The sequence below is a fragment of the Bradyrhizobium sp. USDA 4474 genome (assembly GCF_054057515.1).
Genome location: NZ_JBSRZJ010000002.1, coordinates 449,319 through 463,139 on the forward strand (window position 1 = coordinate 449,319; position 13,821 = coordinate 463,139).

Genomic DNA, 13,821 nt, shown 5'->3' on the forward strand with positions numbered 1-13,821 from the left:
ATTCGCCGATTTGGCCTCCGCGGCAGCTGGCGTGGCGGATCACGCTTGGCTAATCCGCCCCACCAGACCGCCCTACTCCGCCGCAATCTGCCTTGGCGCTGGCGGCGGGCTCGCCAAATCGGCGGCGAGCTGGGCGTAACGGGCCTTGGCGTCGGCGACGGCCTTCTCCTTCACCGGGCCGTAGCCGCGGATGCGGTCGGGCAGCGAGAGCAGTTCGACCGAGGTATCGATCGTGACCGGCGACAACAGGCCCAGCACGGTGGCGACGTCCTTCTCGTAGCCGACGATCAGATCGCGCTCGAGCTTGCGGTCGGCGCTGCGGCCGAAGATGTCGAGCGGCGTGCCGCGGAGGAATTTGAGCTTCGCCAGCACACCGAACACCTTCAGCATCCACGGGCCGAAGGCGCGCTTCTTCGGACGACCCAGCGCATCGACGCCGCTCGCCAAAATCGGTGGGGCTAGGTTGAAGCTGAACTTGTAGTCGCCCTCGAACTGGTCGCTGAGCTGTTTTGCGAAGGCGCCGTCGGTGAAGAGGCGCGCGACTTCGTACTCGTCCTTGTAAGCGAGCAGCTTTGCATAGTTGACCGCGACTGCGCGCGGCAGCGCATCGCCGTAGCCGCCCTTCACCGCGGCATCACGGACCTGGTCAACCAACTTGCGATAGCGCTTGGCCAGGCGGCCGTTCTGGTAGGCGGTGAGATGCTTGACGCGATGCTCGATGACTTCGTCGAGCGTCATGGCATCCAGTGTCTTGGGCGCTGCGACCTCGTCCGTGCCCTTCAGCATCTCGGCGAGGCGTGCCGGATCCGCGACCGCGAGGCGGCCGAGGCGGAAGGCTTCCTTGTTCATCTTGATCGCGACGCCGTTGACCTCGATTGCCTGCTCGATCGCTTCCGCCGACAGCGGGAACAGTCCCTTCTGATAGGCATAGCCCATCATCATCATGTTGGTGGCGATGCTGTCGCCGAGCAGCTGCTCCGCGGGCTTGGTGAAGTCGAAGAACACGGAATCCTTGTGCAGCGCCGTCTCTAACAGTCCGTTCAGCTTGCGGGTCTGGAAATCGAAGTCGCGGTTGAGGACGAAGTCGGCGGTCGGGATCAGGTGGCTGTTGATGATGCCGCGGGTGCGGGTGCTATCGCAGAGCGAGATCGTGTCCTTGGCGACTGCGACCACCTCGTCGGCGGCGAGCACGACATCGGCCGTACCGGTGACGATGCGCGAGCAGGTCACCTCGGCCGGGTGATCGGAGAGGCGCACGTGGCTCAGCACCGCGCCGCCCTTCTGCGCAAGGCCGGACATGTCGAGGATCATCGAGGCCTTGCCTTCGATGTGCGCGGCCATTCCGAGCAGCGCACCGATGGTGAGCACACCGGTGCCGCCGACGCCGCCGACCGCGATGTTGTAGGGCTTGTCGAGCGCCGGCCGCGACGCCGGCTCGGGAATCGCGCCGATATCGCCGAGATCGGCCGGCGCTCGGTGCCGTGGCGCGCCGCCGTCGATGGTGACGAAGGACGGGCAAAAACCCTTCAGGCAGGAATAATCCTTGTTGCAGGACGACTGGTTGATGGCGCGCTTGCGGCCGAACTCGGTCTCCAGCGGCTCGACCGAGATGCAATTCGATTGCACCGAGCAATCGCCGCAGCCCTCGCAAACGGCCGGGTTGATCATGACCCGGCGCGCCGGATCTTCCATCAGGCCGCGCTTGCGGCGGCGGCGCTTTTCGGCGGCGCAGGTCTGCACGAAGACGATCGCCGAAGTGCCCTTGTACTCGCGGCACATCTTCATGACGTTCTGCAGTTCGTCACGGTGATATTTCTTGACGCCGGGCGCGATCGTGTCGGCCGGATAGGCATCGGGGTTCTCCGAGACGAGATAGATCTCGCTGATGCCCTCGGCGTGCAGCTGGGCCATGATCTTCTGCGGCGACAGATCGCCGTCGTGGCGCTGGCCGCCGGTCATGGCCACCGCATCGTTGTAGAGGATCTTGTAGGTGATGTTGGCCTTGGAGGCGATCGCCTGCCGGATCGCCAGAATGCCCGAATGGAAATAGGTCCCGTCGCCGAGGTTCGCGAAAATGTGGTTCTCGTTGGTGAAAGGCGCGATCCCGACCCACGGCACGCCCTCGCCGCCCATATGGGTGAACGTCTCGGTCGAGCGGTCCATCCACAGCGCCATGAAGTGACAGCCGATGCCGGCCATGGCGCGGCTGCCTTCGGGGACTTTTGTCGATGTGTTGTGAGGACAGCCGGAGCAGAAATACGGCGTGCGGGAGACAGGCGCCGTGGGGATCATCTGGGACGCCTGGCGGCCGTTGAACCAGTCGGCCTTGGCGCGGAGCATCTCCGCGATCTCGGGGTTGAGATCAAGTCGAAGCAGTCGCTCGGTCAGCGAGGTCGCAAGCGAGGCAACGCTGAGCTCGGCGGCGAAGGTCAGGAAGCGCTTGTCGTGCTCGTCCATCTTGCCGACGATGCGCGGGCGCACGTCGTCCCGCCAGTTGAACAGCTCCTGCTTCACCTGGTTCTCGACGATCTCGCGGCGCTCTTCGACAATGAAGATCTCTTCCAGCCCGACAGCGAACTGGCGCACGCCTTCCGGCTCCAGCGGCCAGGGCATGCCGATCTTGTAGAGGCGAAGGCCTATCTTGGCGGCGACCTGCTCGGTAATCCCAAGCTCGCGCAGCGCCTGGCGGACGTCCTCGTAGCTCTTGCCCGAGGCCATGATGCCGAATCGGGCGTTCGGCGAATCCATGGTGATGCGGTTGACCTTGTTGGCGCGCGCAAAGGCGATCGCGGCAAAGCCCTTGTAGTCGTGCAGGCGGCGGTCCTGCTCGAAGCGATCGTCGGGCCAGCGCAGATTGAGGCCGCCGGGCGGCAGCTCGAAATCCGGGGGGATGATGAAAGGCTTCATTTCGTCGGTGAGATCGATCTCGGCGGTGGTCTCCACCGTCTCCGTGATCACCTTCATGCCGACCCAGCAGCCCGAATAGCGCGACATCGCGATGCCGAGCAGGCCCATCTCGATCATCTCGTGAATGCTCGAGGGATAGAGATACGGCATCAGCGCCGAGATGAAGGCATGGTCGGACTGGTGCGGGACGGTCGAGGATTTGGCGCCGTGGTCGTCGCCGGCGAGGCACAGCACGCCGCCGTTCTTGGCGGAGCCCGCCGCGTTGCCGTGGCGGAAGACGTCGCCGCAGCGGTCGACGCCCGGACCCTTGCCGTACCAGATGCCCACGACACCATCATACTTCGCACCGGGCGAGAGGTTGAGCTGCTGCGAGCCCCAGACCGCGGTTGCCGCCAGATCCTCGTTCACGCCGGGCTGGAATTTGATGTTGTACTGCTCGAGGTGCTTGCGAGCGGCGAAGAGCTGCTGATCGTAGCCGCCGAGCGGCGAGCCGCGATAGCCGGAGATGAAGCCCGCGGTGTTCAGGCCGGCGGCGCGGTCGCGGCGAATCTGGGCCATCGGCAAACGGACCAGCGCCTGGATGCCCGTCGTGAAAATATGACCGGTGTCCTGGGTGTATTTCTGATCGAGACTGATCGGACCCTGGTTGATGCCCATCGTTGTCCTCTTCCGCCCTTTTGAGCGTTGGCTGCTTAAGCCGTTGCCTGCCCGTTGTTTTTAGCTAGGGCGCGCCGACCATCGCCGCCACTCTATGTCGGATATTCAACGCAAAGCATCACAAATCTGGGCCTGCCGCGGCGGCGGGAAAAAAACGCAATTTCGTGGCCGGAAAGGCATTGGCGATTTTCAATTTGTGTCACCATAGCCCGCCGTCGCGAAATGACGTGACGCCCGTATGATGCGAATGGGCGATGAGTCGCAGCAAGAAGGGTCGAGGATGCGGGGGATTCTGGCGGGCCTGATCTTGTGCAGTGCGATTGCGCGCGCGGCAGTTGCCGCCGAGCCGTCGCCCGAGCTGATCGCCGCCGGCAAGACGCTGGTCGAGGCCGGCGACTGCGCGGGCTGCCACACAGCCGATCCGGCAAAGCCGTTCGCCGGGGGCAAACGCATCGACACGCCGTTCGGCGCGATCTATGCGCCGAACCTGACACCTGATCGCGAGACCGGGATCGGCGCCTGGAGCGACGATAATTTCACCCGCGCCCTGCGCACCGGCACCGCGCCTGACGGCTCGCTTTACTACCCGGCCTTTCCCTACCCCTACTTCACGAAGATGACCAAGGACGACACGCTGGCAATCCGCGCCTATCTCGGCACGCTCGCACCTGTCGTCAGCCGCAACAAGCCGCCGGAGCTGCGTTGGCCCCTCAATTATCGCGTCCTGATGCGCGGCTGGAACTTGCTGTTCTTCACGCCCGGCCTGTTCGAGCCGGACCAGAGCAAGAGCGCGACGTGGAACAGGGGCGGCTATCTCGTCACCGGACCCGGACATTGCGGCGCCTGCCACACGCCGAAGAACTACTTCGGTGCGGACAAGAGCGCGCAGGCGCTGACCGGCAGCGAGCTCGACGGCTGGTACGCGCCGCGTCTCGATGGCGCCGCGCGCAGCGGGCTGCAATCGTGGAGCGCCGAGGACATCACCGAATATCTACAGAGCGGCCGCAATGCCCGGAGCCATGCCGGCGGCCCGATGGCCGAGGTGATCGTCAATTCGACCTCGAAGATGAGCGATGCCGATGTGCGTGCCATCGCGGTTTACCTGAAGGGCCTGCCGCCGGCGCGCCGCGAGACCATCGTGACGCCGCCTGACGAGAGCGAGATGAAAGCCGGCCAGGCGGTCTATGCAAAGTTCTGCATCGCCTGCCACGAAGCCGACGGCACCGGAGCGCCGCGCATCTATCCGCCGCTGCCGGGCAACGCGCTGCTGCAATCGATCAATCCATCCTCCACCTTGCGCGTCATTCTCGACGGCGCGCACACCGTGACGACGCCGCGGGCGCCGAACACAGGCGAGATGCCGGCCTATGCCAGGCAATTGTCGGATGAGGAGATCGCGGCTGTGGTGAACTACATCCGCAACTCCTGGGGCAATGCCGGCCCGCTGGTGACGCCGGAGCAGGTCGCGAAGGCGCGCAATTGAGGAACGAATGGGAAAAGTGAACGGCGAATGGCGGATCCATTCGCAATTGGCCATTCGCGCGCGACAGCGCTCACCGCTCCTCATCTCCCGTGAACACGAATTTCGGCATCTCCCATTTGTAGCGCACCGCAAGCAGACGGAAGCCGAGGCCGAGCACGAAGGTCAGGATCGTCCAGAGCTCGGCGTTGAGCTCGAGGCCGAATGCAGTCGCGTAGAATAGTCCCGTCACGACTGAAACGCTGGCATAGAGCTCGGAGCGAAACAGCAGCGGGACATCGTTGCAGAGCACGTCGCGCAACACACCGCCGGCGCAGCCGGTCACCATGCCCGAAACGATGACGATCGGCAGCGAGGCATCCATCTGCCAGGCGACGTTGCAGCCGATCATGGTGAAGACGACGAGGCCGATGGCATCCAGCACGATGAAGGCGACGTGCAGCCGATGCACGAGTCGCGCCATCAGGATCGTCACGAGCGCCGAACCGCCCGGTAGCGCCAGGTAGACCGGATTTGCAACCCAGACCAGCGGGTAGTGACCGAGAAACAAGTCGCGCAGCGTACCCCCGCCAAGCGCCGTGACACAGGCGAGAAGGCAGACACCCACATAATCCATGCTGCGTCTGCCGGCCGCCAATGCTGCCGTCATGCCCTCCGCCGAGATGGCGATATACGCGAGAAGATGCAGCACGCTGTCGGTTGGCGGCAAGCTCCACATCGGTCAGTTCCCTCGTTGCGGCCATGGAACCCGGGTCCACCGGCTCCTGAGGAACAGGTTCCCGATTCCTCATGAGAGGGCAACATCCGACGAAAGCATAAGAGGGGCGGAACAGAATCTCGCAGCCGAGGGTTGTCACGGCGTAACAACGAGGAGACCCAATCGATGGCAGACGACCGTTTTCCCAACGATCCGTACCGCCCGAACCTCGCCGACGATGAGTATCTTCGCGCGGCGCGCCGGGATGCCGACCTTCAGGTCGATCCTGAGCTCGGCGAAGGCCCCGCCTCCAGCGGCAAGGTTGCGCTGTTCGCGGTGGCGATCGCCCTGGTGCTGGGTGCCGTGTTCTATGGCTTGAACAACTCCAGCACGGGCAACCAGGCGAGCAATACGCCTGCGACGCAGACCGCGCAGCAGACGGCTCCGGCCAACCCGGCCGCGCCTCCCGGCATGCGGGACGTGACCCCGCGTAACAACACCGCACCGGGCGTGACCACGGGCGCCGCCTCCAGCAAGCCGGCCGCACCGGCCCCGGATACGCCTGCGGCAAAGGCGGCACCGGATACGCAGACCCCGTCCGACGGCGCGAAGTAACAATTTGCAACACGAAGCGACAGCGGCGGGATCGAAAGGTCCCGCCGCTTCCGTATGGATCTATCCGAACATCTTGTTGAGCTCGCCGCCGGAATAGCCGGTGCCGAGCTCGGTGAAGGTGCCCTTCTCCGCCATCTCCTTCGCCGCGCGCATGAAGCCGCCCCAGGCGGCGCGGGCGAGCGAGCCGCCGACACTGATGCGGCGCACGCCGAGATCCTCGGCTTCCTTCAACGACAGGCCAGCCGCGCCGATCAGCAGGTTGAACGGCTTGGGTGCGACGGCCTTCACCACGGCGGCGATGTCCTCGCGCGTCTTCAGGCCCGGCGCATAGAGACAGTCGGCGCCAGCATCCGCGTAAGCGGTCAGCCGGTCGATGACGAGCTTGAGATCGGTCACGCCCCAGAGATACGCCTCGCAGCGGCCGACCAGCAGCGTACCGCTGTCGCCGATCGCCTTGCGCGAGGCCTTGATGCGCTCGACCGCGAGCGCGCGCTCATAGATCGGCTTGTCCTTGTCGCCGGTGGAATCCTCGATCGACAGGCCCGCGACGCCGGTGCGCACGCCGCGCGCGACATTTTCCGCGACCTTGTCCGGCTCGACCGCGAAGCCGCCCTCGAAATCCGCGTTCACGGGAATGTCGACAGACGAGCTCAATGCTGCCAGATGCTGACACACGTCCTCGACGGTGACGCGGTTGTCGGCCTTGCCGATGGTCCAGGCAAAGCCCGCGCTCGACGACGCAATGGCCTTGAAACCGAGATGCTGCAACGCCTTGGCGCTCCCGACATCGACGGGATTGGGCAGAATGAAGCATCCGCTCTCGTGCATCTTCCTGAATGTTGCGCGCTTGTCTGCAGTTGTCACATGCATGTTTCTCTCCCGTGTTGGCTGCGCACAGATGGGGTTGCGCGCTCGACAGCGCTAGTGCGCGTCGTGCACCGCGCGGCTGTCCTTCGGCGCCTGCTCGCGATCATTCATGCCGTAGTCCCTGACGACGCTGGCGATGCGCAGGTGATAGTCGGCGAAGATCGTCGCCCTGCCTTTGGCCTGGGTGCGCCTGTGCTCCATTGTGTTGCGCCAGGCCTGCACTGCGGCCTCATCGCGCCAGAACGATAACGACAGGAACTTGCCCTTCTCAGTCAGGCTTTCGAACCGCTCAACCGAGATGAAGCCGTCGATGGCCTGCAGGATCGGCTTCAGATCGGCCGCGAGGTCGAAATAAGTCTGGCAGTGCTCGGGCTTGGGCCAGACTTCGAAGATCACGGCGATCATGGCAGTCTCCTTGATGTTGGTAACCTACATTACCACCTTGCGCAGGAAGGTGCGCTCCTCCGCGAGGATGAATTTGTTGTCCTCGGCAAAATGGAAGTTCGCCATCGCCTCGGCATCGTGCCGCAGCCGCGCGCGATAAGCTTCGTAGGCGGCGAGGCTTTCAAAGGTGACCAGCGCGAACGCGATGTTGTTGGTACCCTCATGCGGCATGAAATAGCCGATCAGGTCGCCGCCGCATTTCGGGATGATCGCGAGCCAGCGCTTCGAATAATCCTCGAACTGCGCACGCTTGAAGGGATCAAGCTGATAGCGGATGAAAACTGTGACGGACATGGGCTCTCCTGTTTCCTCCGTCATTGCGAGCGCAGCGAAGCAATCCGGGAAGAGTTTGGATTGCATCGGCACCAGTGCAAATTGCTTCGCAATTCATCACGGGTTCCTCGCAAATGGCGAGATGGCGAGAAACTACGCGCTTGCCCGGCTACAATGCTTCGGCTACGATCGAAGCATGAAATCAGGACCCGACATTGCCATGGTCGCCGCGCTGGTCGGCGATCCCGCCCGCGCCAATATGCTCACGGCGCTGATGAACGGACGCGCGCTCACCGCGAGCGAGCTCGCGCAGGAGGCCGGCATCACCCCACAGACGGCGAGCTCGCATCTCTCGAAGCTGGAGGCCGGCGGGCTGGTCGAGCCGGAGAAGCAGGGCCGCCACCGCTACTACCGCCTCACCGACGACGATGTCGCCGGCGTGCTCGAAGGGCTTGCAGGGCTTGCTGCGCGCACCGGCCATATGCGCGTGCGCACCGGGCCGAAGGATCCGGCGCTGCGGCGCGCGCGGATCTGCTACGACCACCTCGCCGGCGATCTCGGCGTGCAGATGCTCGACAGCCTGCGTGCACGAAACCTGGTGAAGCAGAAGAAGCAGGAGATCGAGCTGACGGCGGAAGGCGAGCGCTTCCTCGCCAAGAATTTGCAGATTTCATCGGAGATGCTCAGCCATCCGCGCCGCCCGGTCTGCAAAGCCTGTCTCGACTGGAGCGAGCGGCGCCACCATCTCGCCGGAACCCTGGGTGCCGCGATGATGCAGCGGTTTGCCGAGCTGAAATGGGCCGCGCGCGACGCCACGCCCGGCAGCCGCGTGGTGAATTTCACCCGCACCGGCGAGAAGCAGTTTGCGGTGCTGTTCGGCAACGGCAAGGACTGATCACGGCCTGGCGTGGCAGCACACGACCGCGTGTGAACGGAGACCCCCATGTTCCCCATCCTGCCGGCCGCGCTCATCGCCGCCCTGCTCGCTTTTCCCCTCACCGCCCGCGCCGCCGACACGCCGCAACGCGAACCCTATGGCATCTCGCTCGAGGGCTTTGCCTATCCCTACCCCGTGCATCTGCTGCCTGTCGTCAACGACGGCGAGCAGCTCAGCATGGCCTACATGGACATCGCGCCGGAGCAGCCGAACGGGCGCACCGTGGTGCTGCTGCACGGTCGCAATTTTCCGTCGAGTTATTGGGCCGATGTCATCAAGATGCTGAACGAGGCCGGCTACCGCGTCGTGGTGCCCGACCAGATCGGCTTCGGCAAATCGTCCAAGCCTGTAGGCGAACTGCATTTCGATAATCTGGCGCGCAACTCCATCGCGCTGCTCGATCACCTCAAAATCGACAAGGCCGACATCATCGCGCATTCACTCGGCGGCATGCTGGGGGTGCGCATCGCCCGCGCCTATCCCGACCGCGTCTCCCATCTCGTGCTGACCGCGCCGATCGGGCTCGAAGATTACCGCCTCTACGTGCCGCCAACGCCGACCGAGAAGATCATCGAGAGCGAGGACAAGCTCACCGCCGATGGCTATCGCAAGCAGCTGCAGACCAACTACGCGATCAAGCTGCCATCAGAGGCGATCACGCCGTTCATCGATGCCCGCTTCAACATCAAGGGCAGCCCCGATTACCCGCGCTGGCTGCGCGCCTTCGTCTCTTCCGGGCAGATGATCTATCGCGAGCCGGTTGCGCACGAGATTGCTGAGATCACCGAGCCGACGCTGTTCATCATGGGCGCCGACGACCACAACGCGCCGGGCCGGCCGAATGCGCCGGAAGCCTTGCGCGCAAAGATGGGGCAGAATGCCGAGCTCGCAACGGCGTTTGCTGCGAAGATGCCGAATGCGCGCGCCGAGATTATTCCGGATACCGGTCACCTCGTCTTCCTGGAAGCGCCCGGGAAGTACAAGGAATTGGTGCTGGGCTTTCTCGGTCGCTAGCGACGCCGAATTGTCGCTTCAGGCAGCACGCGAGAAATGTTCATGCCGCATTCACGTCATGATTGGCAGGCTTGGATCGCAACGTGACGGCACGTGTCCAAATCAATGTGTCAAATCGCGTCCTTGTGCGCCGCAAGCGCAAAACCCTGCCCGAGAACTTGCTCCCGAGGACCAGAAGGAAGATCGGATGAAATATCTCTTTGCCGCCGTGATGCTCGCCAGTGCGGTCGTCGGCTTCAGCGAGGCGGCCGGCGCCGCCGGTGGTTGCGGCCCGGGCTGGTACCGCGGCCCCTATGGCGGCTGCCGTCCCATGCGCGGTCCCGTCGTCGTCGCCCCCGCGCCTGTCGTGGTCGCCCCGCCTGTTGTCGTGGTGCGTCCGCGCGTTTGCCCCTACGGCTTCCGCTGGTACGCCGGCCGCTGCCGTCCGTTCTGATCTTTCGCGCGGTCAATATCGGTGAATGGCCCAAACCAAAAGGGGATCGCAATCGCGATCCCCTTTTTCAGTCCAGGCGCTGCCCTTACCAGTGGCGCCAATGGCGACGGTGCCAGCGACGGCGCCAACCCCAGTGCCGGTGATGCCAACCCCAGTGCCGGTGACGCCAGCCCCAGTGACGGTGATGCCAGCCCCAGTGACGGTGATGCCAGTGGCCGTGCCCCCAGCGCACCTGCTCGGGCTTGAGCTCTGCTACTTCCTCACTGGTGGTGACGGCGGGATGAGCGTCCGGATTGGCTGATGGCATGCTGCCGTTCCCCAGCGCCCGCGGCGCCAGCGGCGCGGCCTGTGCGGCGGCGGTGAACGCGGCAGTTGCCGCCGCGACACCGAATGCAAGTTTCAAAAAGTTCCGGCGCTCCATGACTCAATCCTCCGATTCATCGATCAAGTGATGCAGAGGAATTGTCGCGGCGGCGACATGAACTGCGGCTGAATCAACCGTTCAGATTCGACGGGTCTGCGCTTGGCGAAAAAACATCGCAGGCCTGTCGGAACGTGCCGGCTCCATCCGTCCTAGGCTCGAGACAGCATGGAGACACTGCATGGTCGACCTCACCTTGATCACCTACGACTGGGTTCCCCCGCCACCGCGCGGCTATGTGCGCGATCTCAGGGTCCGCTGGGCGCTCGAAGAGGCTGGACTGCCCTATCGCGTTGCCAGCACGCCATTCAACGACCGCGGCGCAGAACATCTTGTGCACCAGCCGTTCGGCCAGGTGCCATGGCTGACCGACGGCGACCTTTCGATCTTCGAGAGCGGCGCGATCCTGCTGCATCTCGGCGGGCTCAGCCCGAAACTGATGCCATCAGATCGGCGCGGCCGCAGCGAAGCCACTGAATGGCTGTTCGCCGCGCTCAACTCGGTCGAGATGGCAAGCCTGCCGTGGACGATGTCGAAGTTCATGCGCCACCCAACCGATACGGCGGCATGGAAATTCGTCGACGACTTCCTGAAGCTCCGCCTCAAGCATCTCGAGCCGGTGCTGGCCGGCCGCGAATGGCTGGCCGGATCGTTCTCCGCCGCCGACATCCTGATGTCGGACGTCCTGCGCGTCGTCGATCAATTCGACGGGCTGGCCGACAGCCCCGCCTGCCGCGCCTACGTCGCGCGCGCGATAGGCCGTCCGGCGTTCGCAAAGGCCCACGCCGATCAGATGGCGCACTTCGCCGCAGCGGATAAGGCGCGCGGGATGTGACCTGCCGCACATCGTTAACCCGATGTTAGCCATAGGCTCACGGCCGCTGGAACGAAGCAATTTGCTTCAAATTGTCGAGGTGGAAGGTGACCCATGACCCGCATCGACTATCTCAGAGAGCAGGTAGCCCGCGCCGAGCGCCTGGCGAAGGCGATCCTCGATCCGCAAACCGCGGAACGGCTGCGAGCCTTCGCCGCCGAATGTCGCGCGGAGCTGGAGCTCTTGACCGTCAGGACTGCTGCATAAGGCGGCGCGTCACACCAGCTTCATCGGCGTATCGGCCACCACGCGCAAATCGATCCCGCCGATGAGTGCCGCGCGGCGCGCCTCGGCAGCACCGATCGCATCCTCCGACTGCCGCAGCGTGCTGACGTTCGAGCCGAGCGAGACGATGCCGCCGAGCACCAGCGCGATCGAGCCGAGCGTGGCGGTCTGACCCAATCCAGACAACCCGAGGATGGTGACCAGGAGTAATACCGCGCCGCCCCCGATCGCGATCTTGGACGCCAGGATGTACTTCCGGCAACGCTCGGCGATCCCGGCGAGCCGCTCGATCCGATCCTCGATGTCGGAGATTTCGTCGATCAGATCGTCGTCGGTCATGGGATTGCGGTTACCAGATCCCGATTGCAAAGCGGATTCTACAACGGCAGATTGTCGTGCTTCTTCGCCGGCGCTTCGACCTTCTTGTCCTTCAGCATCGCCAGTGCCCGCGCGATCCGCTTCCGGGTCGAATGCGGCATGATGACGTCGTCGATGTAGCCGCGCTCGGCGGCAATGAACGGCGACAGGAAGCGGTCCTCGTATTCCTTGGTGCGGGCGGCGATCTTGTCGGCATCGCCGATGTCGGAGCGGAAGATGATCTCGACCGCACCCTTGGCGCCCATGACCGCGATCTGGGCGGTCGGCCAGGCGTAATTCATGTCGGCGCCGATTTCCTTGGAGGCCATGACGTCGAAGGCGCCGCCATAGGCCTTGCGGGTGATGACCGTCACCAGCGGCACGGTGCATTGCGAGTACGCGAACAAGAGCTTTGCGCCGTGCTTGATCAGGCCGCCATACTCCTGCGCGGTGCCCGGCAGGAAGCCCGGAACGTCGACGAAGGTCACGATCGGGATGTTGAAGGCATCACAAAAACGAACGAAGCGCGCGGCCTTGCGCGAGGCGTCACTGTCGAGCACGCCTGCCAGCACCATCGGCTGGTTGGCGACGAAGCCGACGGTGCGGCCGGCGATACGGCCGAAGCCGGTGACGATGTTCTTGGCGAAGCTCTCCGCGATCTCGAAGAAGTCGCCCTCGTCCACGACCTTCAGGATCAGCTCCTTCATGTCGTAGGGCTTGTTCGGATTGTCGGGGATCAGCGTATCGAGCGACATGTCGATACGGGCGGTGTCGTCGAAGCTCGGCCATTCCGGCACGCCGTCGGTGTTGTTAGCCGGCAGGAAGTCGATCAGGCGCCGCATCTGCAGCAGCGTCTCGACGTCGTTCTCGAAGGCGCCATCCGCGATCGAAGAGCGCGTGGCGTGCACCGAGGCGCCGCCGAGCTCTTCCGCGGTGACGACCTCGTTGGTGACGGTCTTCACCACGTCGGGGCCGGTGACGAACATGTAGCTGGTGTTCTTCACCATGAAGATGAAGTCCGTCATGGCAGGCGAATAGACGTCGCCGCCGGCGCATGGCCCCATGATGACCGAGATCTGCGGGATCACGCCCGAGGCAAGCACGTTGCGGCGGAACACGTAGGAATAGCCGGCGAGCGCTGCGACGCCTTCCTGGATGCGGGCGCCGCCCGCATCATAGAGGCCGATGATGGGCGCCCTCGCCTTCATCGCCATGTCCTGGAGTTTTGTGATTTTCAGCGCATGCGTTTCCGACAACGAGCCGCCGAACACCGTAAAATCCTTGGCGAAGACGAAGGTCTTTCGGCCGTTGACGGTGCCCCACCCCGTGACGACGCCGTCGCCGGGGATCTTGTTCTTCTCCATGCCGAACTCGGTGGAGCGGTGCTCGACGAACATGTCGAACTCCTCGAACGATCCCTTGTCGAGCAAGAGCTCGATGCGCTCGCGGGCGGTCAGCTTGCCGCGGGCGTGCTGCGCCTCGATGCGCTTCTCCCCGCCGCCGAGCTTTGCGCCGGCGCGACGGTCTTCGAGGGCGTCCAGGATATGTTTCATTTGCTCCCGCCAGTTCTTAAGCCTTAAGTGAAGCGGGTTCTAACACGGCATTTTGCGCGCCGGAAAG

At 64.2% G+C, this 13,821-nt stretch carries 15 protein-coding genes; 7 read left to right on the plus strand and 8 right to left on the minus strand.

What is annotated here, in order from left to right; all coding sequences use genetic code 11:
• Positions 1 to 72 precede the first annotated feature (72 nt).
• The gene (locus tag ACVW16_RS03855; RefSeq protein WP_456738613.1) at positions 73 to 3,564 is read right to left on the minus strand and encodes an indolepyruvate ferredoxin oxidoreductase family protein; all 3,492 of its coding nucleotides are present in this window, start codon (positions 3,562 to 3,564) and stop codon (positions 73 to 75) included.
• 280 nt (positions 3,565 to 3,844) lie between these two features.
• Between ACVW16_RS03855 and ACVW16_RS03860 the strand changes: the two genes are divergently transcribed.
• Positions 3,845 to 5,047, plus strand: coding sequence for a c-type cytochrome (locus ACVW16_RS03860; protein WP_456704052.1), 1,203 nt, complete (start codon positions 3,845 to 3,847; stop codon positions 5,045 to 5,047).
• A gap of 70 nt (positions 5,048 to 5,117) precedes the next feature.
• Here ACVW16_RS03860 and ACVW16_RS03865 read toward each other — a convergent pair whose 3' ends face one another.
• A complete protein-coding gene (locus tag ACVW16_RS03865; RefSeq protein WP_456704053.1) occupies positions 5,118 to 5,762 on the minus strand; it encodes a trimeric intracellular cation channel family protein in 645 nt (214 codons plus the stop codon).
• Between the two features lie 165 nt (positions 5,763 to 5,927).
• On the opposite strand from ACVW16_RS03865, the gene ACVW16_RS03870 reads away from it, so the two are divergent.
• Positions 5,928 to 6,356: a hypothetical protein gene (locus ACVW16_RS03870; RefSeq protein WP_456704054.1), complete on the plus strand. Its 429-nt coding sequence runs from the start codon at positions 5,928 to 5,930 to the stop codon at positions 6,354 to 6,356.
• A 60-nt stretch (positions 6,357 to 6,416) separates the two neighbouring features.
• Here the strand turns inward: ACVW16_RS03870 and ACVW16_RS03875 are convergent, their stop codons facing one another.
• From ACVW16_RS03875 to ACVW16_RS03885, 3 genes are read right to left on the minus strand one after another with little or no spacing between them, the layout of a single operon-like run.
• Positions 6,417 to 7,226: an isocitrate lyase/PEP mutase family protein gene (locus tag ACVW16_RS03875; protein ID WP_456735427.1), complete on the minus strand. Its 810-nt coding sequence runs from the start codon at positions 7,224 to 7,226 to the stop codon at positions 6,417 to 6,419.
• Positions 7,227 to 7,277: 51 nt separating this feature from the next.
• Positions 7,278 to 7,628 carry an antibiotic biosynthesis monooxygenase family protein gene (locus tag ACVW16_RS03880; protein WP_456735428.1) on the minus strand — a complete coding sequence of 117 codons (351 nt, stop codon included), beginning with the start codon at positions 7,626 to 7,628 and terminating at the stop codon, positions 7,278 to 7,280.
• Positions 7,629 to 7,652: 24 nt separating this feature from the next.
• Complete coding sequence (locus ACVW16_RS03885) at positions 7,653 to 7,961, minus strand: NIPSNAP family protein (RefSeq protein WP_456735429.1); 309 nt, start codon at positions 7,959 to 7,961, stop codon at positions 7,653 to 7,655.
• Between the two features lie 175 nt (positions 7,962 to 8,136).
• Here ACVW16_RS03885 and ACVW16_RS03890 point away from each other — a divergent pair, with 175 nt between their 5' ends.
• The 3 genes from ACVW16_RS03890 (at position 8,137) to ACVW16_RS03900 (ending at position 10,324) form a co-directional block, all read left to right on the plus strand.
• The gene (locus ACVW16_RS03890) at positions 8,137 to 8,835 is read left to right on the plus strand and encodes an ArsR family transcriptional regulator (RefSeq protein WP_177243638.1); all 699 of its coding nucleotides are present in this window, start codon (positions 8,137 to 8,139) and stop codon (positions 8,833 to 8,835) included.
• Between the two features lie 48 nt (positions 8,836 to 8,883).
• Positions 8,884 to 9,891, plus strand: a complete 1,008-nt coding sequence (locus tag ACVW16_RS03895; protein ID WP_456735430.1) for an alpha/beta fold hydrolase — start codon at positions 8,884 to 8,886, stop codon at positions 9,889 to 9,891.
• Between the two features lie 187 nt (positions 9,892 to 10,078).
• Positions 10,079 to 10,324: a GCG_CRPN prefix-to-repeats domain-containing protein gene (locus tag ACVW16_RS03900; protein ID WP_456735431.1), complete on the plus strand. Its 246-nt coding sequence runs from the start codon at positions 10,079 to 10,081 to the stop codon at positions 10,322 to 10,324.
• A gap of 85 nt (positions 10,325 to 10,409) precedes the next feature.
• Here the strand turns inward: ACVW16_RS03900 and ACVW16_RS03905 are convergent, their stop codons facing one another.
• Positions 10,410 to 10,745 carry a twin-arginine translocation signal domain-containing protein gene (locus ACVW16_RS03905; RefSeq protein WP_456735432.1) on the minus strand — a complete coding sequence of 112 codons (336 nt, stop codon included), beginning with the start codon at positions 10,743 to 10,745 and terminating at the stop codon, positions 10,410 to 10,412.
• 181 nt (positions 10,746 to 10,926) lie between these two features.
• On the opposite strand from ACVW16_RS03905, the gene ACVW16_RS03910 reads away from it, so the two are divergent.
• Together ACVW16_RS03910 and ACVW16_RS03915 are read left to right on the plus strand one after the other, a co-directional pair.
• Entirely contained in the window at positions 10,927 to 11,580 is a 654-nt protein-coding gene (locus tag ACVW16_RS03910) for a glutathione S-transferase family protein (RefSeq protein ID WP_456704061.1), read from the plus strand.
• Positions 11,581 to 11,673: 93 nt separating this feature from the next.
• Positions 11,674 to 11,826, plus strand: a complete 153-nt coding sequence (locus ACVW16_RS03915; protein ID WP_456704062.1) for a hypothetical protein — start codon at positions 11,674 to 11,676, stop codon at positions 11,824 to 11,826.
• 9 nt (positions 11,827 to 11,835) lie between these two features.
• On the opposite strand, the gene ACVW16_RS03920 is transcribed toward ACVW16_RS03915, so the two are convergent.
• The gene (locus ACVW16_RS03920) at positions 11,836 to 12,183 is read right to left on the minus strand and encodes a hypothetical protein (RefSeq protein ID WP_456735433.1); all 348 of its coding nucleotides are present in this window, start codon (positions 12,181 to 12,183) and stop codon (positions 11,836 to 11,838) included.
• A gap of 38 nt (positions 12,184 to 12,221) precedes the next feature.
• Positions 12,222 to 13,754, minus strand: coding sequence for an acyl-CoA carboxylase subunit beta (locus tag ACVW16_RS03925; protein WP_456704064.1), 1,533 nt, complete (start codon positions 13,752 to 13,754; stop codon positions 12,222 to 12,224).
• Positions 13,755 to 13,821: the final 67 nt, after the last annotated feature.